Origin of the sequence: Pigmentiphaga litoralis, assembly GCF_014651835.1 — a bacterium.
Taxonomy (GTDB): Bacteria; Pseudomonadota; Gammaproteobacteria; order Burkholderiales; family Burkholderiaceae_B; genus Pigmentiphaga; species Pigmentiphaga litoralis.
On sequence record NZ_BMXQ01000003.1, the window covers coordinates 335,066 to 351,406 of the forward strand.

Sequence of the window (16,341 nt, forward strand, 5' to 3'; positions counted from 1 at the left end):
CCGCTGCCACGCCTTCCTTATCCCTTCAGGTGCGTATCGAAGAACGCGATCGTGCGCGACCAGGCCAGCTTGGCGGCCTCCGCGTCAAAGCGCGGCGTCGTGTCGTTGTTGAAGCCGTGCTGCGTGCCCGGGTACTGGAAGGCGGTGTACTTCACACCGGCCGCGTCCAGCGCGGCGGCGTACGTGGGCCACGATGCATTGATCCGTTCGTCGACCGCGGCAAAGTGCATCAGCAGCGGCGTCTTCACCTTGGCGGCGCCTTCGGCGGCCGGCACGTTGCCGTAGAAAGGGACCGCGGCGTTCAGGTCGGGCAGGCGCGTGGCCAGGGTCTGCACCATGCCGCCGCCATAGCAGAAGCCGACCGCGCCGACCTTGCCGTTGGTGTTCTGGTAGCTGCGCAGGAAGTTGGCCGCCGCCACGAAGTCTTCGGTGGCTTTGGTCTGGTCGAGCTTGGCGAACAGTTCGCGGGCCTTGTCTTCGTCACCGGGATAGCCGCCCAGGGTCGTCAGGGCATCCGGCGCAAACGCCAGGTAGCCGTCGAGCGCCAAGCGGCGCGCGATGTCTTCGATATGGGGGTTCAGGCCGCGGTTCTCATGGATCACCAGCACGGCCGGCAGCGGGCCACTGGCTTGCGCTGGCCAGGCCACGTAGGCCTTGACGGTGCCGGTGCCGTTGGGCGACGGGTAGTCCACTTTCTGGGTGCGGATGCGATGATCGTCCGGACGGATCTGCTGGGCCTCGGCGAACTTGGGGCTCAGGGCCGTCAGCAGCATCCCGGCCGTCATGCCGCCCACCGCAAACTTCTGCGCCTTGCTGAGAAAACCGCGGCGGTCTATCGCGCCGTGCACATAGGCATCAAACAGAATGAGCAGTTCCTGGTCGAAATCCTTGGCTGTCTTGAGTTCCATGGTGCGTTCCTGAAAAGGCAGGGAGTCTGCGGTTGACGTCATCGGGCGACCGGTGCTGCAACGCGCAGCTGGCAATCGCGGCCCACCCGTTCCGCCGCCGACAATAGACCGAAAGACCGAATCCCTCTACCGCTTTCTCAAAGCGTTTCAAATGGATGAGCCCATCACAGCGGCGCCAGCAGCCCTTGCACGCCTTCATCCAGACCGCGCACGGGCGTGGCCTTGGCCAGCGACATCCACACACCAAAGGGCAGGGCGGTGCGCCGGGGTTTGGGCGCGCGCCGGGCCACGACAGGCTGATCGCCTTCCATGAGGATCACGCCGCATTCGGGCGGGACTTCCGAAGGGTCGCCAATCGGCCGCCCCTTCGCGTCATTGCCGAGTACGTACCAGCACTCGCCCAGGTCGCAGTAGGCGCCGCGCTTGGCAGCGATCTTCAGGTCGCCCAGCAGGTCGGCGCGGCGCACCTTGATCTCGTGCACCACCGGTTCGACATAGGTCTCGACCGTCGTGTTGCGGATCGAGAAGACATCGGGCTTGGCGATACACCACACCGGCGGCGCTTCGGGCGTAGCGCCCGGCACCTGGGCACGCAAGCTGATGCCGCGCCACGCGATGCGGCCGGCACGCAGCATGTCGCGCGCGATCAGTTCGACCAGGGCTTCATGGGACGACATGGCGCTGCGATTGCGGACGGCCTGCGCGGCGATCATGGCGATGCCGGCGTCGGTGACACGCACGGTTTCCGGGGCATCGCGGCTCACGACCCGTTCGAGCAGACCGGCGGCCAGCAATTCGATTTCGACGATGTCCTGGCAGGGCCAGCCCGCCGAGCGGTACATCTCGCGCAGGCGGCGCGCGTGGGATTTCCCCAGGGTGACTTCAGGCATGCAGGCAGCGCGGCGCCGGGCTGGCGCGATCGGGAGAGAAGCAGGAATTGTAGCCCCGCGGCGGGCGGGGTCCCCATGCTAGAGTGTGCCCACTTCTGACGAAGCGTCCCCGTGGACCGGCTGCCTGCCGCACGGGATCCGGATGGCCGCGCACTGCGCCTGGCTGCCGACCGACGCGGGCCGCAGACCGGTGCGTCCATGTTCTATGACCTGCTCACCCTGATCCACGTCGCCTCCATCATCGTGTGGGTGGGCGGCATGGCCTTCGCGCATCTGGCCCTGCGGCCGGCCGTGGCCACCCTCGAGCCGCCGGTGCGCCTGCGGTTGATGGAAGACGTGCTGCGGCGTTTCTTTCTGCTCGCGGGCGTTGCGGTGCTGCTGGCGGTGGGGTCGGGCCTGGGCATGGTCGGGCTGGCCGCGGCGCAAGTGGCCGAGACCGGCGGGCGTTTTCGCATGCCGCTGGCCTGGAACCTGATGGGCACCTTCGGCATCATCATGGCGCTGATTTTCGGCCACATCCGTTTTGCGCTGTTCGGCCGCCTGCGCCGTGCGGTGGCCGCGTCCGACTGGAAGGCCGGCGGCGTCGCCATGGCGTCGATCCGCAAGTGGGTCGGCATCAATCTGCTGATCGGGACCGGTGTGGTGATCATCGCCTTTCTGGGGTGACGGCGCGGCGGGTCGGTGGGCCCGCTGCTTCATGTGGGGCGGTCGCCGCTTTGCTTCAGCCTTACTTCAGATAGGAACGCAGTGCACTGACGACCTCTTCCAGGTCAGCCTGCCGCTGCGCCGGTGACACATCGTCGGCGCCCAGATGTTCCCGCAAATGCCCCTCCAGCACCTCGGCCATCAGACCGCTGACCGCACCGCGCACCGCCGCGATCTGCTGCAGCACGGCGGCGCATTCCGTTTCCTGTTCCAGCGCGGCTTCGAGCGACTGCACCTGCCCCTTGATGCGGCGCACGCGTGCGAGCAGTTTTTTCTTGTCGTGAATGGTGTGCGGCATGTCGGGCTCGGCTGGGCGATGGGCGGAGGGAGGCCTGCGGTGGACAGCAGGGTGATCGGTAGGGGGTGAACGGTGCGGTGAACAGCAAGGTGAACACTGGGGTGAAGGGCGGAGTCAGCAGGTGGTTGAACAGCAGCCTGAACCATACCGCGATCCAGCAGCCCCGCAACCATGAGTACTATACTGGGGTAGAGTATATTGCGCGTCGATCGCGTCGCTTGGCGCGCGTCTACCGGACCCCGTCATGACCCTGCCCACGCCTGCTTCCGATCCCGCCGTCCCGTCGGCTTCCCGCCCGTCCTCGATGTCCGCGGCCTCGGCGTCGTATACCCACAGTCACGTCTTCGACGAGGGCAATCCGCTGGCTGAGTCGCGCACCGCCTGGGCGGCCGGCATCACGGCAGTCATGATGGTGGTCGAGATCACCGCCGGCTGGCTCTACCAGTCCATGGCGCTGCTGGCCGACGGCTGGCACATGAGTTCACACGCCTTGGCGCTGGGGCTGTCGGTGGCGGTGTATGCCTATGCCCGCAAGCATGCCCAGGACCGCCGCTTCACCTTCGGCACGTGGAAGGTGGAAGTGCTGGGCGGCTACACCAGCGCCGTCCTGTTGATGGGTGTGGCCGTCTACATGGCCTGGCAGTCGGTGGACCGCCTGATGTCACCGGTGGCGATCGACTACAACCGGGCGATTGCGGTCGGGGCGGTCGGCCTATTGGTGAACCTTGTCTGCGCCTGGCTGTTGAAGGACGCGCATGGGCATGATCACGGACATGATCACGGCCATGGGCATGGTCACGGCCATAGCCACGGGCATGGACAGAATCACGACCACCTGGATCACAACGACCATCACGACCACACCGACCTCAACCTGCGGGCCGCCTACCTGCACGTCGTCGCCGACGCGGCCACCTCCGTGCTTGCCATCATCGCTCTGTTCGGCGGCAAGTGGTGGGGCGCGGTATGGCTGGATCCGCTCATGGGCATTGCCGGTGCGGTGCTGGTCGCGGTGTGGGCGTGGGGTCTGCTGCGGCAGTCGGGGCGGGTGCTGCTCGATGCCAATGGCGATGCGCCCGTGGCCGACGAGATCCGCGACGCGGTGGCCGCCTTGCCGGTCAAGGCAGCGATCACCGACCTGCATGTCTGGCAGGTCGGCAAGGGCAAATTCGCATGCATCGTTGGCGTCGTGGCCGATCAGCCCCTGGCGCCCGACGTCGTGCGCCGCGCCATCGGCATCCATGAAGAACTGGTGCACATCACGGTCGAAGTGAACCTGCGTTCCGCCGACCCACAGGATCCTGCCACAGACGGTCCTGCGAAGCACGATCCCGTCAATGGCAACCGGGCGCCCTCGCCAGCAGCCTGACCAACGCCGGGTCGCCGGTTAGCGCCCCGTCCCCTGCAGCGCCTGTGCCCGCTCCGCGGCCAGCTTGAGCCGGTCGCTCATCGGCATGCCGGCATTGGCCAGGATGCGATCGATTTCGGGATAGCGCCCATTGCCCCGCACGGCGTCTTCGTCCAGAAAGCCGATGATCGTGATGTAGGCGGCGACATCCGCTTCGGCCACGATGCCCTGGGTCGCGGCCCGCGCCACCCACGATGCCGTGCGCGCATAGCGCTGCCGTTCGCCCATGCCCGCATACAACTCCGGAAAGAAGCGATCGACATACCCGACGAACTCCAGCACCTCGCGCCGTGTCCGCGCCAAGCGCGCATCGGCGACGGGCATCAGCGTGGCGCGCAGCTGTTGCGCGCGCGCCTGGGCCTGGGTGCGCTGGCGTGCCGTCAGCCTCCCGTCCACGGCCTGCTGGCGCACGCCCGCTTGCGGGTGTCCGTATTCGGTGGCGATGGCCAGCCAGGCCCAGGCGGTGATGGGATCCTTGCGCGCTTCGGCCTGGGTGCCGAGCATGTACTGCGCGGCCGCGTAGCCGTGCTGCGCCGACCGCAGCATCCAGGTCTGCGCCTGGCGCGTATTGCGCGACACGCCGGCGCCCGTGATGTAGGCATTGGCCAGGCCGAACTCGGCGCAGGCGTTGTCGGTCAGCGCCCCCTGCCGCAGGTAGCGGACCGCCTTGACCGGGTCCGGATCGATGCCGCGCCGGTCGCTGTGCAGCGCCGCCAGATAGCACAGCGCCTGGTCGTCGCCCTTGGTCGCGGCCAGCGTCAGGCAGGTCGATGCCTTGGCCAGGCTGGCCGGCATGCGTTCCTGGAAAAGTTCGTGGCCGCGCCCGAACAGCAGGTCGGCATCGACGCGCGCGTCGCACTGCACGACGTCGACATAAGGCGGGGGTGGCGCAGCCGGCACGGCGGCGGCCGCCGCCGCCACGGGCGCGGCAACCGGATCGGCTTCGGGGGCAGGCGCGGTCGATGGCGCGGGCAAAGGCGCGCAGCCTGCCATCAGCAGAACGAGCAGTCCGGCGGTGCAACGGCGCACGGCGCATCGCAGCGGGACCCGGCGGGCGCTGGGGGTGGTCCACATGGGCAGCTCCTGTCAGTGCAGACTAGCGCGGGAATGTACACCACGAGCCGCCGTCCGTCCGGACACGGTGTGCGAAAACGACCTGAGCGATTGCGTGTCCGCCCGTCTGGGCGCGGCGGGCCGGCTGGTGCGCGACATGACGACCCTGGTGGTTTCCGGACGCAAGCCTGCCGACATCGGTTAACCTCTTCGACCGCCATCCGGAGACGCACGTATGCCCAAACTGCCACACTTTTCGACCACCCCGATCGCCGATGCCGTGATCGAATCCGGTGACATCCGCGCCGATCGCTGGATCATCGGAGAAGGAACCGACAGCCAGTTCGAATACCTGGTGCATCTTGGCCAGCCGCGCTTCGCGTGCAAGGTCGATGTGGACGACGATGCGAAGGTCAGCAAGCTCTTCAATATCGAACTCGAAGCGGGTGAACGCCTGTATGACTTCGTGTGGCTGGACGGCAAGGCGCCCGACCCCGCCGACCTGAAAACCCTGGCCCATGCAGCGTCCGCGGCGCTCGAGCGCAACGCCCGCAAGCTGGGATACTGACATCGGCGCCCCTGGCAGCCGTCCCGGCGCACGCAACGCGCCGAGCTGCCCGCGAGGGCGCTGGCTACAATGCCCGCTGTAAGTCAATGAGGTTACCGAATGGCTAAGCGAGGCCGCCCCTGCAGTTTCGATCGCGACGACGCCTTGCGCCGCGCGCTCGATGTGTTCTGGGACATGGGCTACGAAGGCGCCACCATGACCGCCCTGAAGGACGCCATGGGCGGCATTTGCGCGCCCAGCGTCTATGCGGCCTACGGCTCGAAAGAAGCCTTGTTCCGTTCGGCGCTTGCGCTGTACCACGCGCAGGAATCGGAAGCCTTGTGGCAGGGGCTGGACACGTCACCGGTGCGCGACGCCATCGGCGGCCTGCTGCGCACCGCCGCGCTGCGCTACTCGACGCCGGGCAAGCCGCCCGGTTGCCTGGTGGACCTGAGCACGCTCAACTTTTCCCCGGCCAACAAGGCGATCGAAACAACCCTGCACGACTTGCGGGTCGACGTTGCCCGCACGATCGAGGCCAGGTTGTGCCGCGCGCGCGACGACGGTGAACTTGGCGTCAAGGCCGATCCGGTTGCCGTCGCAGCGTTCTACACGACGGTGTTGCAGGGTCTGTCGATCCAGGCACGGGATGGCGCGAGCCGTGAACGCCTGCTGTCCATTGTCGATGGCGCAATGACGGCATGGGACTGCCTGGTCGGGAACTGACAGCGCACCGGGAGCTCCAAGCGGTTTGAACGATCGATGGAAGCTATCGGCTTCCGGCGGCTGATTTCTATAACGTATGGTATAAATACCTTCATCCCCGCCGCCACCGCCCGCAACCAGGAGCCAAGATGAAGACCCTTGCAGAAACCGCTTTTTCGGTGCTCGACCTTGCGCCGATCCGCGATGACGGCACGCCTGCCGACGCGCTGCACAATTCGCTGAGCCTTGCCCGGCACGTCGAAGCGCTGGACTTCACCCGCTTCTGGCTCGCCGAACACCACAATATGGATGGCATCGCCAGCGCCGCGACGTCAGTCGTGATCGGTTATGTCGCCAGTGGCACCACCCGCATCCGGGTGGGCTCGGGCGGCGTGATGCTGCCCAACCATCCCCCTCTGGTGGTGGCCGAAAACTTCGGCACGCTGGCCACGCTGTACCCGGGCCGCATCGACCTGGGCCTGGGCCGCGCGCCGGGCGCCGATCAATACACCATGCGGGCACTGCGCCGGGACAGCGGCAGCAATGGCGAGGATTTTCCCGAACAGGTGGCCGAGCTTCAACAGCTGCTGGGCCCGCGCTATGCCGGCCAGCGGCTGCTGGCCATGCCGGGGTCGGACACCAACGTGCCGATCTGGCTGCTGGGATCGAGCCTGTTCAGCGCGCAACTGGCCGCGCGCGAAGGGCTGCCTTATGCCTTCGCGTCGCACTTTGCGCCGCGCTTCCTGCATGACGCCATCCGCCTGTACCGCGACAACTTCCAGCCGTCCGCCGTGCTGGACAAGCCTTATGTCGCCATTGGCGTGCCGCTGGTCGCCGCCGATACCGACGCCGAAGCGACCTTCCTTGCCACCACGGCCTATCAGCGGGTGTTGTCCTTGATGCGCGGCGAAAGCCTGCGGATGAAGCCCCCTGTCGCCAACATGGCCGGGCTGTGGCAACCGCAGGAACAGCAGGCGGTGAAGAACTTCTTCGACATGGCTGTCGTGGGCGGTCCCGACACGGTGCGCGCGCGTCTGAAGGCCATCCTGGAAAAGACCCAGGCGGACGAGATGATCTTTACCTGCGACATGTACGACCATGCCAAGCGCCTGCATGCGTTCGACATTGCCGCGGCCGCGCGGACTGCCGGTTAAACGGCGGCCTAGGCCTTCAGCCCGGGCAAGGCGCCCGGCGCTGCGGCGCTGACCGCCTCGATCGCCTGCATCATCTGCAGCGTGGCCGGCGACAGCGCCGCGTCCCGCCGCCACGTCAGCCCGATGGGCCGCAGCACATCGGGCAACTCCAGCGGCAGGACCGCCAGCAGGCCCAGATCGCGATAGTGATCGGCCACCACCTTCGACAGGATCCCCAACGCATCGCTCGACTGCAGATAGGTCAGGATGACGTGCGTCGACAGCGTCTCGATGGTGTTGCTCGGGATCGCGACACCATGCTGCTGCAAGGCGCTTTCCAGCGGCTCGCGGGGCAATGACCCGACGGGCGGCAATACCCAGGGAAAGGCCGACAGGTCGCTCCAGCGCAGGCGCTTGCGCCGCGCAAGCGGATGCGCGGCGCCCACGACCACCGTGCTCGACCCTTCGAACAAGGGCTTTTCACTGAGGTCGTCCGAGCTTTGCCGATGGCTTAGCAACCGCCCGACGATCAGGTCGATCGCGCCCCGCCGCAGTTCCGGCAGCAGCGTTTCCATTGCGCCTTCATGCACCAGCACGGTCGTGCCCGGCGTGCGCTGCTTGAGCAGCGCCAGCGCCTTCGGCACCACGGCCGGCGCCATGGCGGGCAGGGCGCCCAGGGTCGTCTTGCCCGATGCGCCCGAGAGCAGGGCGCGCAGCTCATCGCGCGCCTGCGCCAGGCTGCTCAGCACCACGCGCGCCTGACGGATCAGGCACTCGCCATAGATGTTGGGATTGACGCCGCGCGCCGTGCGCTCGAACAGGCGGATGCCCAGGCCCTTTTCCAGTTCGCCCAGCGCCAGCGACACCGCCGGCTGGCTGATGTTCAGGCTGGCGGCGACCTTGCCCAGATTGCGCAGGTCATCCAGGGCAACCAGCAACTGCAGGTGCCGGGGTTTCAGATTGGCGCGGATATACCAGTCGAGTTGGGCCATGGGTCACCTTGGGACGAATCGAAGGACAGCGAGATATTAGCGTTTGCTTATGGCACGCGTGTAAATACTCAATTGTCTGCTTATGGACGCCGGCGCACTATCCGGCCATCGCGTTTTTGCGCACATTCAGCAGGCAGGTCCGCCATGGCGTCATCCCATTCTCCAGCCCTTATCGATATCCATCCTCACGTCATCAGCGACGACGCGGCGCGCTACCCGCTGGCCCCGCTGACCGGCGAACAATCGGCCTGGTCGCGCGAGCGCCCGGTGTCTTTCGAACGCATGCTTTCCTGCATGGACGAGGCCGGCGTCAGCAAATCGGCGCTCGTGCAAGCCTCTACCTGCTACGGACATGACAACAGTTATGTGGCTGCCGCGGTGGCCGCCCACCCGGACCGTTTTGCCGGTGTGTTCTCGATTGACCTGATGGCGGCCGATGGCGTGGCGGCGATCAAGCACTGGCGCGAACAGGGCTTGAGCGGCATGCGTGTGTTCATCGCCGGCCACACCACGGCCGCATCGGTTCGGCTGGACGATCCGCGCGGTTTCGACGCCTGGGCCTATGCGGAACAGCACGACATTCCCGTGGCCGTGCAGTTGCGCGCTCCCGGCCTGCCGCAGCTCGAAACCCTGCTGACGCGCTTTCCTGGCGTGCGGATCGTGCTGGATCACTTTGCCCGCCCGACCCTGAGCGACGGCGCGCCCTACGCCGCCGCGGCGTCGCTGTTCGACCTGGCGCGCTTTCCGAATTTGTATGTGAAGTACACGACGCACAACGTGCGCGAATCGGCCGAAGGTGCGTCCACGCCGCAGGCCTTCCTGCGCAAGGCGGTGGACACCTTTGGCGCATCGCGCATGGCCTGGGGCTCGAACTTCCCGGCGTCTGCCGGCAGCCTGGCGGATCTGGTGGCCGAAGCCAAAGCGGCAGCCAGCGAGCTGACGGCGGATGAACAGACCGCCATCTTTTCGGGCACGGCAATCAGCCTGTATCCGGAACTGGGCGCAGCAGGGGGTCAGGCATCATGAGCACGCCTGCACAGAACGGCGCGCCCGCAACCCGACTGCCTCTGGCGACGCTGCTTGGCAACTACGCCGGCACCCAGGGCATTCGCAGCGGCGCCCTCACGTCCGACCTGATCGACCTGCAGATTGCCGACGTCAAAGTGTCCAACCGCGCCTTTCCGCGCGTCGTGCGCACCCGCGAATTCCAGGTGGCCGAATTGGCGCTGGTCACGTTCTTCCAGGCGCGGGCCTACGGCCGGCCGCTGGTGCTCATGCCTGCCGTGATCGGCGCCGGCCGCACTCAGCATCAATGCCTGGTCTACAACGCGGAACGGGGTCCGGTCACGCTGGCCAATCTGGCCGGCAAGCGGATCGGCATCCGTGCGCATTCCCAGACCACCGTGGCATGGATCCGCGGCTTCCTGCAGAACGACTATGGCGTGGATCTGGACGCCGTCCAGTGGGTCACCTTCGAAGGCGCCCATGTGGCCGAATTCGATGATCCCCCGGAACTGGAACGCGCGGCCGATGGCAAGGTGCTGGTCGACATGCTGTTCGCGGGAGAACTCGATGCAGCCATCATCGGATCGGGCATGCCCGACGACGCGCGCCTGCAGCCCGTGATCCCCGATCCCTATGGCGAGGCCAGGGCCTGGAGCGAACGCACCGGCGCCATCCCGATCAATCACATGGTCGCCATCGATTCGGAACTCGCCACGAGCCGTCCGGACGTCGTGCGCGAGGTCTACCGCATGCTGCGCGAGAGCAAGCGCCTGGCCGACGAAAAGAAGCCGGGCGGCCCCGACCTGACGCCCTTTGGCCTGGACGCCAACCGCAAATCGCTGGACGTGCTGCTGGAGTACAGCTGGCAGCAACGCCTGATTCCCCGCCGCCTGTCGGTGGACGAACTGTTCGACGACACCACCCGCATCTTGGGCGCCTAGCCCGCTGCGACGGGCTACCCCTTCACGCTGCGACGGGCTGTCCACCCCAATCAAAACCAGGAGACTTCATGAAACGTTTTATCAGTACCGTGCTCGCGCTTGCCGCGACCTTCATCGCGCTGCCCGCCAGCGCCCAGATCGGCGGCCAGGTGTCGCGCATTGTCGTGCCCTTTGCCGCTGGCGGCGCGCGCGAACTGCTGGCCCGCAGCTTCTATACCGAACTGGGTGAGGCGTTGGGCCGCACCATGATCATCGAAAGCCGGCCGGGTGCGGGCGGCGCGATCGGCACCACCAACGTGGCCCGCGCCGAACCCGATGGCAAGACGCTGCTGATGGCGGCGTCCAGCCATTTCGTGACGGCCTCGCTGGCGGCCAAGCCTTCCTACGATCCGGTCAAGGACTTCGTTCCCGTCGCCAACATCGGCACGCAAAACTACGTGCTCATGATCGGCGCGGGCGTCCCGGCCAAGAACATCGCCGAGTTCGTCGCCTATGCCCAAAAAAATCCTGGCAAGCTGAACTACGGATCGGCGGGCATCGGCAGCTCGACCCATCTGGCCATGGCCTACTTCCTGAACGTCGCTGGCGCCGACATGCTGCACGTGCCGTACAAGTCCACGCAAGAAGCGGCCAACGAAGTCGCCGCCGGCCGTACCCAGGCCGTGATCGTGCCGAACGCCGGCATCGGCGCCTACGTGCAGGATGCCCGTCTGCGCATCATCGGCGTCACGTCCAAGAAACGGTCGGCCCTGCTGCCTGACGTACCCACCGTGGCCGAAGGCGGCTTGCCGTCCTATGCGTTCGAATCGTGGTTCGGCCTGCTGGCCCCGGCCGGCACGCCCAAGGCCATCGTCGACCAGATCAATGCCGCCACCGCCAAGGTCCTGGCGTCGGACGTGATCAAGCAGCGTCTGGCCAGCCAGGGCGTGACGCCGGATGCGATGAGCGCCGATGCCTTCAACAAGCTGTTCCTGGCCGACCGCACCTTGATGGCAAAAGTCGTGAAGGACTCGGGCCTGACGCCGGAGTAAGGGCAGGGCGCGCCGCGGGGCAGACCCCGCCGCGCGGCTTTCATCCTGGGACACAACGGCCGGCAACGGCCGTTTTTTTTGGTGGAGCCGACAGGTTGCAAGGCGTCATGACCGGCCATGACATGGCGCGCTCCGCAGTTCCCCCCATGCGAATGGCAACTGCGAATCGTTCGCATTTGTGATATTCTTTTGGTCTTCCTGGCGAGGCGTGCGCGCCAACCTGCGGAAGAGCCGATCCCAAGAATGAGCCGACCCCACGAATGAGCGCCACATTGTCCTGGAATTCGCCCGCCCCTGGCGGGCTGCGTGCCGGCGCTGGCTTGACCGTGCTTGCGCTGCACGCCGCTGTCATCGGGGCGCTGGCAATGACCCGTCCCGAACCGCTGCCCGTCAAGCCGACCGAAACGGTCGAAGTGCGTTTCGTCGAACTGGCGCCGGTCGTGCAGGCCGTCAAGGCGCCGCCCGCACCCACGCCGCCGGCTCCCGTGCCGGAGGTCAAGCCCGAGCCGCCCAAGCCCAAGCCGGAACCTCCCAAGCCGGTGCCCAAGCCGGTGCCCAAGCCCGTTCCCAAGCCGGTGCCCAAGCCTTTGCCCAAGCCGGAACCGCGTCCCGAACCGCCGCCCGTGTCGGAAAGTGCGATCTCCACGCCGCCCGCACCGCCGGTCGAAGCCGCACCGCCGGCACCCGCTCCAACGCCGCAGGCCCCCCCCAGCGGGCGTCCCGACGCCGCCGAACGTGCCGCGTCGCCGTCGGCCCCGGTGTCGAACGAACCGCGCCTGATCGGCCAGATCGACTACGCCGGCGCACCGCCCACGCCGGTCTACCCGCGCGTGTCGCAGCGGATGCGCGAAGAAGGCATCGTGGTCGTGCGGGTGCTGATCAACCCGCGTGGCCGGGTCGATCGCGCCACCGTGCAGAAGTCTTCGGGTTTTTCACGCCTTGACGAAGCGGCTGTCGATGCCGCCCGTCAGGCCGCTTTCCGTCCGTATACCGAAAACGGCGTCGCGTTCGCGGCGCTCGCCGACATTCCGTTCAACTTCAAAGTCAAGGACTGACATGAACGACACCCCTAGCCTGGGCTTTGCGCACTTCATTTCCCAGACCGATGGTCTGGGGAAGGCCCTGTTCATCATTCTGGTGCTGATGTCCCTGGCGACCTGGTACCTGATCGTCGTCAAGGCGATCGCGGGCCTGCGCACCCGCCGCGCCAGCGACAAATTCGTCCAGCACTTCTGGAACGCCACGTCGCTCGAAGCCGTAGACCGCGAGATCACCACCCACGGCGTCAACGATCCGTTCTCGCACCTGACCAGCCACGCCATCTACGCCCGCCGCCACCACGCGCAGTACGGCGTGTCCAAGCTCGAAGAAGCCGGCAGCCAGACCGATTTCGTCACGCGCACCATGCGCAAGGTCATCGACGAAGAAACCGCCAAGCTCGAAAACGGCCTGTCCATCCTGGCGTCGGTCGGCTCGACTGCGCCGTTCGTGGGCCTGTTCGGCACGGTATGGGGCGTGTACCACGCGCTGGTCGCCATCGGGCAGGGCGGCGGCGCCACCATCGACCGCATCGCCGGTCCGGTGGGCGAAGCGCTGATCATGACGGGCCTGGGCCTGGCCGTTGCGATTCCCGCCGTGCTCGCCTACAACTACTTCGTGCGCAGCAACCGCGTGCTGCTGGCTCGCCTCGACGCCTTCGCACATGATCTGTTCGCCTTCCTGACCACCGGCCAGCAGGTCGTCAACGACGGCAACATCCGTTCGTTGAAGACCCCCAAGCCGCCGGCCCAGAACTAACCGGAGACATCCATGGCTTTTGGCAGCTTCAACGGCGGCGGCAACAACGGCGCGCCGATGTCCGAAATCAACATGGTGCCGTTGATCGACGTGATGCTGGTGCTGCTGGTGATCTTCATCATCACGGCGCCACTGCTGTCGCACGCGGTCCGCATCGATGTGCCGCAGGCCACGTCGGCGCCCTCGCAGGTCGATCCGATCACGATCGACCTGGCCATCAATGCCGACGGCGAGCTCTACTGGAACGACGGCAAGATCGACATGGGCATGTTGTCCGAGCGTTTCCAGGTCGCCGCCAAGCAGGATCCGCAGCCGGAACTGCAACTGCGCGCCGACAAGGCCACGCGCTACGAAGTGCTGGCGCAGGTCATGGCCGACGCATCGCGCGCGGGCATGAAGCGGATCGGATTCGTCAGTACGCCGGACCCCAAGCCGGTCAAGTAAACGCAGGGCAGAAGCGCGGCGCTGGCTTGATCAGCGCCGGAACGGGATCGCAGGGGACGCACCTTGCGGTCCCGTTTTGCATTGGCGCATGCGCGATGCAGACCGCGGGGATCGGCGCGCGCGATGCCGTCCAGACTGATTCATTGCCATTTCGTAATACAGCCGGTCGGGCGCTGGCATTCGTCGTCGCATGGGTTTACCCTTGGCGTCTTTCCTCCATGGGACGCGCGGCCTCCCGGCGTCTAGCAACATGCGTGTATTGGTAATCGAAGACGACGTGACCCTGGGTGGGGCACTGAGCGAATTCCTGACCGACCAGGGCTATGCCGTGGATCTGCTCACCAGTGGCGAACGAGCGTCGGGCGCACTGAGCAGCCAGACCTACGACCTGGTGCTGCTCGACCTGAACCTGCCGGGCGAAGACGGCCTGACCGTGCTGCGCCGCCTGCGCGCCAACGAAAATTCCGTGCCTGTGCTGATCCTGACGGCACGCGATGCGTTGGAAGATCGTGTGGCCGGCCTCGATGCTGGCGCCGACGACTACGTCACCAAGCCCTTTGAACTGCCCGAGCTCGCCGCCCGCGTGCGCGCGCTGATCCGCCGCCGTGCCGGGCAGGTCAGCCCGATCATGGAAGCCGGCTCGCTCAGCTTCGACACCGTCGGCCGCGAACTGCGCGTCAACGGCGAAAGGGTCGCCCTGTCGGTTCGCGAACTGTCGGTGCTCGAAATGCTGATGACGCGCCTTGGCCGTGTCGTCACCAAACGCCAGATCGTCAACTCCCTGTCTGCCTGGGACGCCGACTTCAGCGAAAACGCGGTCGAAGTCTATGTGTACCGTCTGCGCAAGCGCCTGGAAGGCGCCGGCGTGAATATCCAGACGGTGCGGGGCTTTGGCTATCTGCTGGAACTCGATGCGCCTCCTGCGGCCTAGGCCGGCCGGCGCGCCGCGCGCCGCTGGTTTGCACCGCCGCTCGCTTGCATGGCATCTGCTGGCACGTCTGCTGCCGGCCGTGCTGCTGCTTGCGATGATGGACACGGTCGCCACCTACGTCATCACCCGCAAGCTCAGTTCGCAGTCCTATGACCGCGCGCTGGTGGACACGGCGCGTGCGCTGGCCCGGCAGGTGACCATGACGCCCCAGGGGCCGCAGCTGGACATCACCTGGAACTCAACCCGCTTCCTCGACGTCGATCCCGACGAACGCCTGTACTTCAAGGTGCTGGCGAACGGGGTGGTGCTCGGCGGCCGGCCCGAGCTGGCGGCGCCGCCAGCAAGCGACGCCCTGCGGCACGAAGAAGACATGGCGGCCAACGAACCGGTCACGTCCGCGGTGGAAATGATCAACAACGCCCGGCCCACCGTCTACGACACCACGATCGACGGGTTGCCGGTGCGCGCCGCCACGCTGCGCTTCCAGCTCGATGGCGTTCCCGTCGACGTCGTGATGGCCGAAACCTTGAACACACGCAGCCGCTTCATCGAAGAAGTGCTGTCCGTGCTGGTCGCGGGCCAGTTGCTGCTGGTGGCGCTGCTGGGCTTCGTGATCGTGACCGGGGTGCGGTCGGGGCTGGACTCGGTCAGCCGTCTGTCGGATGAGATCGAAACCCGCAGCATCGACGACCTCCAGCCTATCGCCGTCGATGACGTGCCAACCGAAATCACGCCGCTGATCGCCAAGACGAATTCGCTGCTGGCCCGGCTCGACGAAGCCGTCGCGTCCCAGCGGCGCTTTATTGGCCATGCCGCGCATCAGCTGCGCACGCCGCTGGCCGGACTGAAGCTGGAATCGGAACTGATGCTGTCGCGCACCTTGCCCGACGACATTCGCCAGCGCGCCGAACGCATCAAGGGGGCGGCCGACCGCATGATCCGGGTGGGCGAGCAATTGCTGGTGCTGGCGCGCATCGACGCCAACGTGCGTCCCCAGGACAGCTTCAACCGCATCGACCTGGTCGAGCTGGCGCAGGAATGCGGCGCCCGCTGGATTCCGGCCGCGCGCCAGGCACAGGTTGAACTCGCGCTGGCCGCGCCCGACGAACCCATCTGGATCGATGGCGACGCCGTGCTGCTGGATCAGTTGCTGGGCAACCTGATCGATAACGCCATCCGCTACCGACAAGGGCCGGGCAGCATCGTGCTGCGCGTGCAGGACGCGCCGCCGAGCCTGATCGTGGAAGACGATGGCCCGGGTATCGGTGCAAGCGAAAGGGAACGCGTGTTCGACCCCTTCTATCGGGGGCAGGGGTCGGTAGCGGGCGGGTCGGGCCTGGGGCTGGCGATCGTAAAGGAAATCGCCCAGTCGCACGGTGCCCATTGGGACCTGCGCAGCCGCCCCGAGTTTGATGGGACGCGAGTCAGCCTGGTGTTTCCCGGGCCGCGGATCGGGACGCATCTGACGAGGATGGCGCGCACCGGGGCCGCGGCTTAGGGGAACGACGGCTTGGGGAACGACGGCTTGGGGAACGACGGCTTCGAGGCACGAC

The 16,341-nt window shown here is 66.7% G+C and carries 17 protein-coding genes and 2 pseudogenes; 14 read left to right on the forward strand and 5 right to left on the reverse strand.

From position 1 onward, the window contains the following. Window positions 1–17: 17 nt before the first annotated feature. Window positions 18–908: a dienelactone hydrolase family protein gene (locus IE116_RS24560; protein WP_189616384.1), complete on the reverse strand. Its 891-nt coding sequence runs from the start codon at window positions 906–908 to the stop codon at window positions 18–20. A gap of 164 nt (window positions 909–1,072) precedes the next feature. After that, window positions 1,073–1,798: a hypothetical protein gene (locus IE116_RS24565; RefSeq protein WP_189616385.1), complete on the reverse strand. Its 726-nt coding sequence runs from the start codon at window positions 1,796–1,798 to the stop codon at window positions 1,073–1,075. 111 nt (window positions 1,799–1,909) lie between these two features. On the opposite strand from IE116_RS24565, the gene IE116_RS24570 reads away from it, so the two are divergent. Continuing rightward, complete coding sequence (locus IE116_RS24570) at window positions 1,910–2,464, forward strand: CopD family protein (RefSeq protein ID WP_308428272.1); 555 nt, start codon at window positions 1,910–1,912, stop codon at window positions 2,462–2,464. Window positions 2,465–2,525: 61 nt separating this feature from the next. Here IE116_RS24570 and IE116_RS24575 read toward each other — a convergent pair whose 3' ends face one another. Next, on the reverse strand, window positions 2,526–2,801 hold the full coding sequence (locus tag IE116_RS24575) for a metal/formaldehyde-sensitive transcriptional repressor (protein ID WP_189616387.1): 276 nt from the start codon (window positions 2,799–2,801) through the stop codon (window positions 2,526–2,528). Between the two features lie 244 nt (window positions 2,802–3,045). On the opposite strand from IE116_RS24575, the gene dmeF reads away from it, so the two are divergent. Next, window positions 3,046–4,170, forward strand: a complete 1,125-nt coding sequence (dmeF, locus tag IE116_RS24580) for a CDF family Co(II)/Ni(II) efflux transporter DmeF (RefSeq protein WP_373303105.1) — start codon at window positions 3,046–3,048, stop codon at window positions 4,168–4,170. Window positions 4,171–4,188: 18 nt separating this feature from the next. Here dmeF and IE116_RS24585 read toward each other — a convergent pair whose 3' ends face one another. Continuing rightward, a complete protein-coding gene (locus IE116_RS24585) occupies window positions 4,189–5,283 on the reverse strand; it encodes a tetratricopeptide repeat protein (protein ID WP_189616389.1) in 1,095 nt (364 codons plus the stop codon). 214 nt (window positions 5,284–5,497) lie between these two features. On the opposite strand from IE116_RS24585, the gene IE116_RS24590 reads away from it, so the two are divergent. The 3 genes from IE116_RS24590 to IE116_RS24600 all read left to right on the forward strand — a co-directional run bounded on the left by IE116_RS24590 (window position 5,498) and on the right by IE116_RS24600 (window position 7,668). Then, window positions 5,498–5,830: a hypothetical protein gene (locus IE116_RS24590; protein ID WP_189616391.1), complete on the forward strand. Its 333-nt coding sequence runs from the start codon at window positions 5,498–5,500 to the stop codon at window positions 5,828–5,830. A 99-nt stretch (window positions 5,831–5,929) separates the two neighbouring features. Beyond that, entirely contained in the window at window positions 5,930–6,535 is a 606-nt protein-coding gene (locus IE116_RS24595; protein WP_189616393.1) for a TetR/AcrR family transcriptional regulator, read from the forward strand. A gap of 128 nt (window positions 6,536–6,663) precedes the next feature. Next, window positions 6,664–7,668 carry an LLM class flavin-dependent oxidoreductase gene (locus IE116_RS24600; RefSeq protein WP_189616395.1) on the forward strand — a complete coding sequence of 335 codons (1,005 nt, stop codon included), beginning with the start codon at window positions 6,664–6,666 and terminating at the stop codon, window positions 7,666–7,668. A gap of 8 nt (window positions 7,669–7,676) precedes the next feature. Here the strand turns inward: IE116_RS24600 and IE116_RS24605 are convergent, their stop codons facing one another. Next, window positions 7,677–8,639, reverse strand: a complete 963-nt coding sequence (locus IE116_RS24605) for a LysR family transcriptional regulator (RefSeq protein ID WP_189616398.1) — start codon at window positions 8,637–8,639, stop codon at window positions 7,677–7,679. A 144-nt stretch (window positions 8,640–8,783) separates the two neighbouring features. On the opposite strand from IE116_RS24605, the gene IE116_RS24610 reads away from it, so the two are divergent. The 9 genes and pseudogenes from IE116_RS24610 to IE116_RS24645 form a co-directional block, all read left to right on the forward strand. Then, on the forward strand, window positions 8,784–9,665 hold the full coding sequence (locus IE116_RS24610) for an amidohydrolase family protein (protein ID WP_189616399.1): 882 nt from the start codon (window positions 8,784–8,786) through the stop codon (window positions 9,663–9,665). Beyond that, a complete protein-coding gene (locus IE116_RS24615) occupies window positions 9,662–10,585 on the forward strand; it encodes a substrate-binding domain-containing protein (RefSeq protein WP_189616401.1) in 924 nt (307 codons plus the stop codon). The genes IE116_RS24610 and IE116_RS24615 overlap by 4 nt, the downstream gene beginning before the upstream one ends. Window positions 10,586–10,653: 68 nt before the next feature. Then, window positions 10,654–11,616, forward strand: coding sequence for a tripartite tricarboxylate transporter substrate binding protein (locus IE116_RS24620; protein WP_189616404.1), 963 nt, complete (start codon window positions 10,654–10,656; stop codon window positions 11,614–11,616). Window positions 11,617–11,876: 260 nt separating this feature from the next. Then, window positions 11,877–12,671, forward strand: a complete 795-nt coding sequence (locus IE116_RS24625) for an energy transducer TonB (protein WP_189616405.1) — start codon at window positions 11,877–11,879, stop codon at window positions 12,669–12,671. After that, window positions 12,574–13,413: a MotA/TolQ/ExbB proton channel family protein gene (locus IE116_RS24630; RefSeq protein WP_189616407.1), complete on the forward strand. Its 840-nt coding sequence runs from the start codon at window positions 12,574–12,576 to the stop codon at window positions 13,411–13,413. The genes IE116_RS24625 and IE116_RS24630 overlap by 98 nt, the downstream gene beginning before the upstream one ends. Before the next feature lie 12 nt (window positions 13,414–13,425). Then, a complete protein-coding gene (locus IE116_RS24635; RefSeq protein WP_189616409.1) occupies window positions 13,426–13,857 on the forward strand; it encodes an ExbD/TolR family protein in 432 nt (143 codons plus the stop codon). Between the two features lie 250 nt (window positions 13,858–14,107). Further along, on the forward strand, window positions 14,108–14,788 hold the full coding sequence (locus tag IE116_RS24640; RefSeq protein WP_189616411.1) for a response regulator: 681 nt from the start codon (window positions 14,108–14,110) through the stop codon (window positions 14,786–14,788). A 94-nt stretch (window positions 14,789–14,882) separates the two neighbouring features. Then, window positions 14,883–15,332: pseudogene (locus IE116_RS26020) on the forward strand (sensor histidine kinase N-terminal domain-containing protein); the annotation flags it as partial. A 3-nt stretch (window positions 15,333–15,335) separates the two neighbouring features. Further along, window positions 15,336–16,286: pseudogene (locus tag IE116_RS24645) on the forward strand (sensor histidine kinase); the annotation flags it as partial. Between the last annotated feature and the right edge of the window lie 55 nt (window positions 16,287–16,341).

Excerpts from the sequence above, each read along its gene's own strand:
- IE116_RS24560 (WP_189616384.1), bottom strand. The coding sequence starts at position 908 with ATGGAACTCAAGACAGCCAAGGATTTCGACCAGGAACTGCTCATTCTG.
- IE116_RS24565 (WP_189616385.1), bottom strand. The coding sequence starts at position 1,798 with ATGCCTGAAGTCACCCTGGGGAAATCCCACGCGCGCCGCCTGCGCGAG.
- IE116_RS24575 (WP_189616387.1), bottom strand. The coding sequence starts at position 2,801 with ATGCCGCACACCATTCACGACAAGAAAAAACTGCTCGCACGCGTGCGC.
- dmeF (WP_373303105.1), top strand. The coding sequence starts at position 3,046 with ATGACCCTGCCCACGCCTGCTTCCGATCCCGCCGTCCCGTCGGCTTCC.
- IE116_RS24585 (WP_189616389.1), bottom strand. The coding sequence starts at position 5,283 with ATGTGGACCACCCCCAGCGCCCGCCGGGTCCCGCTGCGATGCGCCGTG.
- IE116_RS24590 (WP_189616391.1), top strand. The coding sequence starts at position 5,498 with ATGCCCAAACTGCCACACTTTTCGACCACCCCGATCGCCGATGCCGTG.
- IE116_RS24595 (WP_189616393.1), top strand. The coding sequence starts at position 5,930 with ATGGCTAAGCGAGGCCGCCCCTGCAGTTTCGATCGCGACGACGCCTTG.
- IE116_RS24600 (WP_189616395.1), top strand. The coding sequence starts at position 6,664 with ATGAAGACCCTTGCAGAAACCGCTTTTTCGGTGCTCGACCTTGCGCCG.
- IE116_RS24605 (WP_189616398.1), bottom strand. The coding sequence starts at position 8,639 with ATGGCCCAACTCGACTGGTATATCCGCGCCAATCTGAAACCCCGGCAC.
- IE116_RS24610 (WP_189616399.1), top strand. The coding sequence starts at position 8,784 with ATGGCGTCATCCCATTCTCCAGCCCTTATCGATATCCATCCTCACGTC.
- IE116_RS24615 (WP_189616401.1), top strand. The coding sequence starts at position 9,662 with ATGAGCACGCCTGCACAGAACGGCGCGCCCGCAACCCGACTGCCTCTG.
- IE116_RS24620 (WP_189616404.1), top strand. The coding sequence starts at position 10,654 with ATGAAACGTTTTATCAGTACCGTGCTCGCGCTTGCCGCGACCTTCATC.
- IE116_RS24625 (WP_189616405.1), top strand. The coding sequence starts at position 11,877 with ATGAGCGCCACATTGTCCTGGAATTCGCCCGCCCCTGGCGGGCTGCGT.
- IE116_RS24630 (WP_189616407.1), top strand. The coding sequence starts at position 12,574 with ATGCCGCCCGTCAGGCCGCTTTCCGTCCGTATACCGAAAACGGCGTCG.
- IE116_RS24635 (WP_189616409.1), top strand. The coding sequence starts at position 13,426 with ATGGCTTTTGGCAGCTTCAACGGCGGCGGCAACAACGGCGCGCCGATG.
- IE116_RS24640 (WP_189616411.1), top strand. The coding sequence starts at position 14,108 with ATGCGTGTATTGGTAATCGAAGACGACGTGACCCTGGGTGGGGCACTG.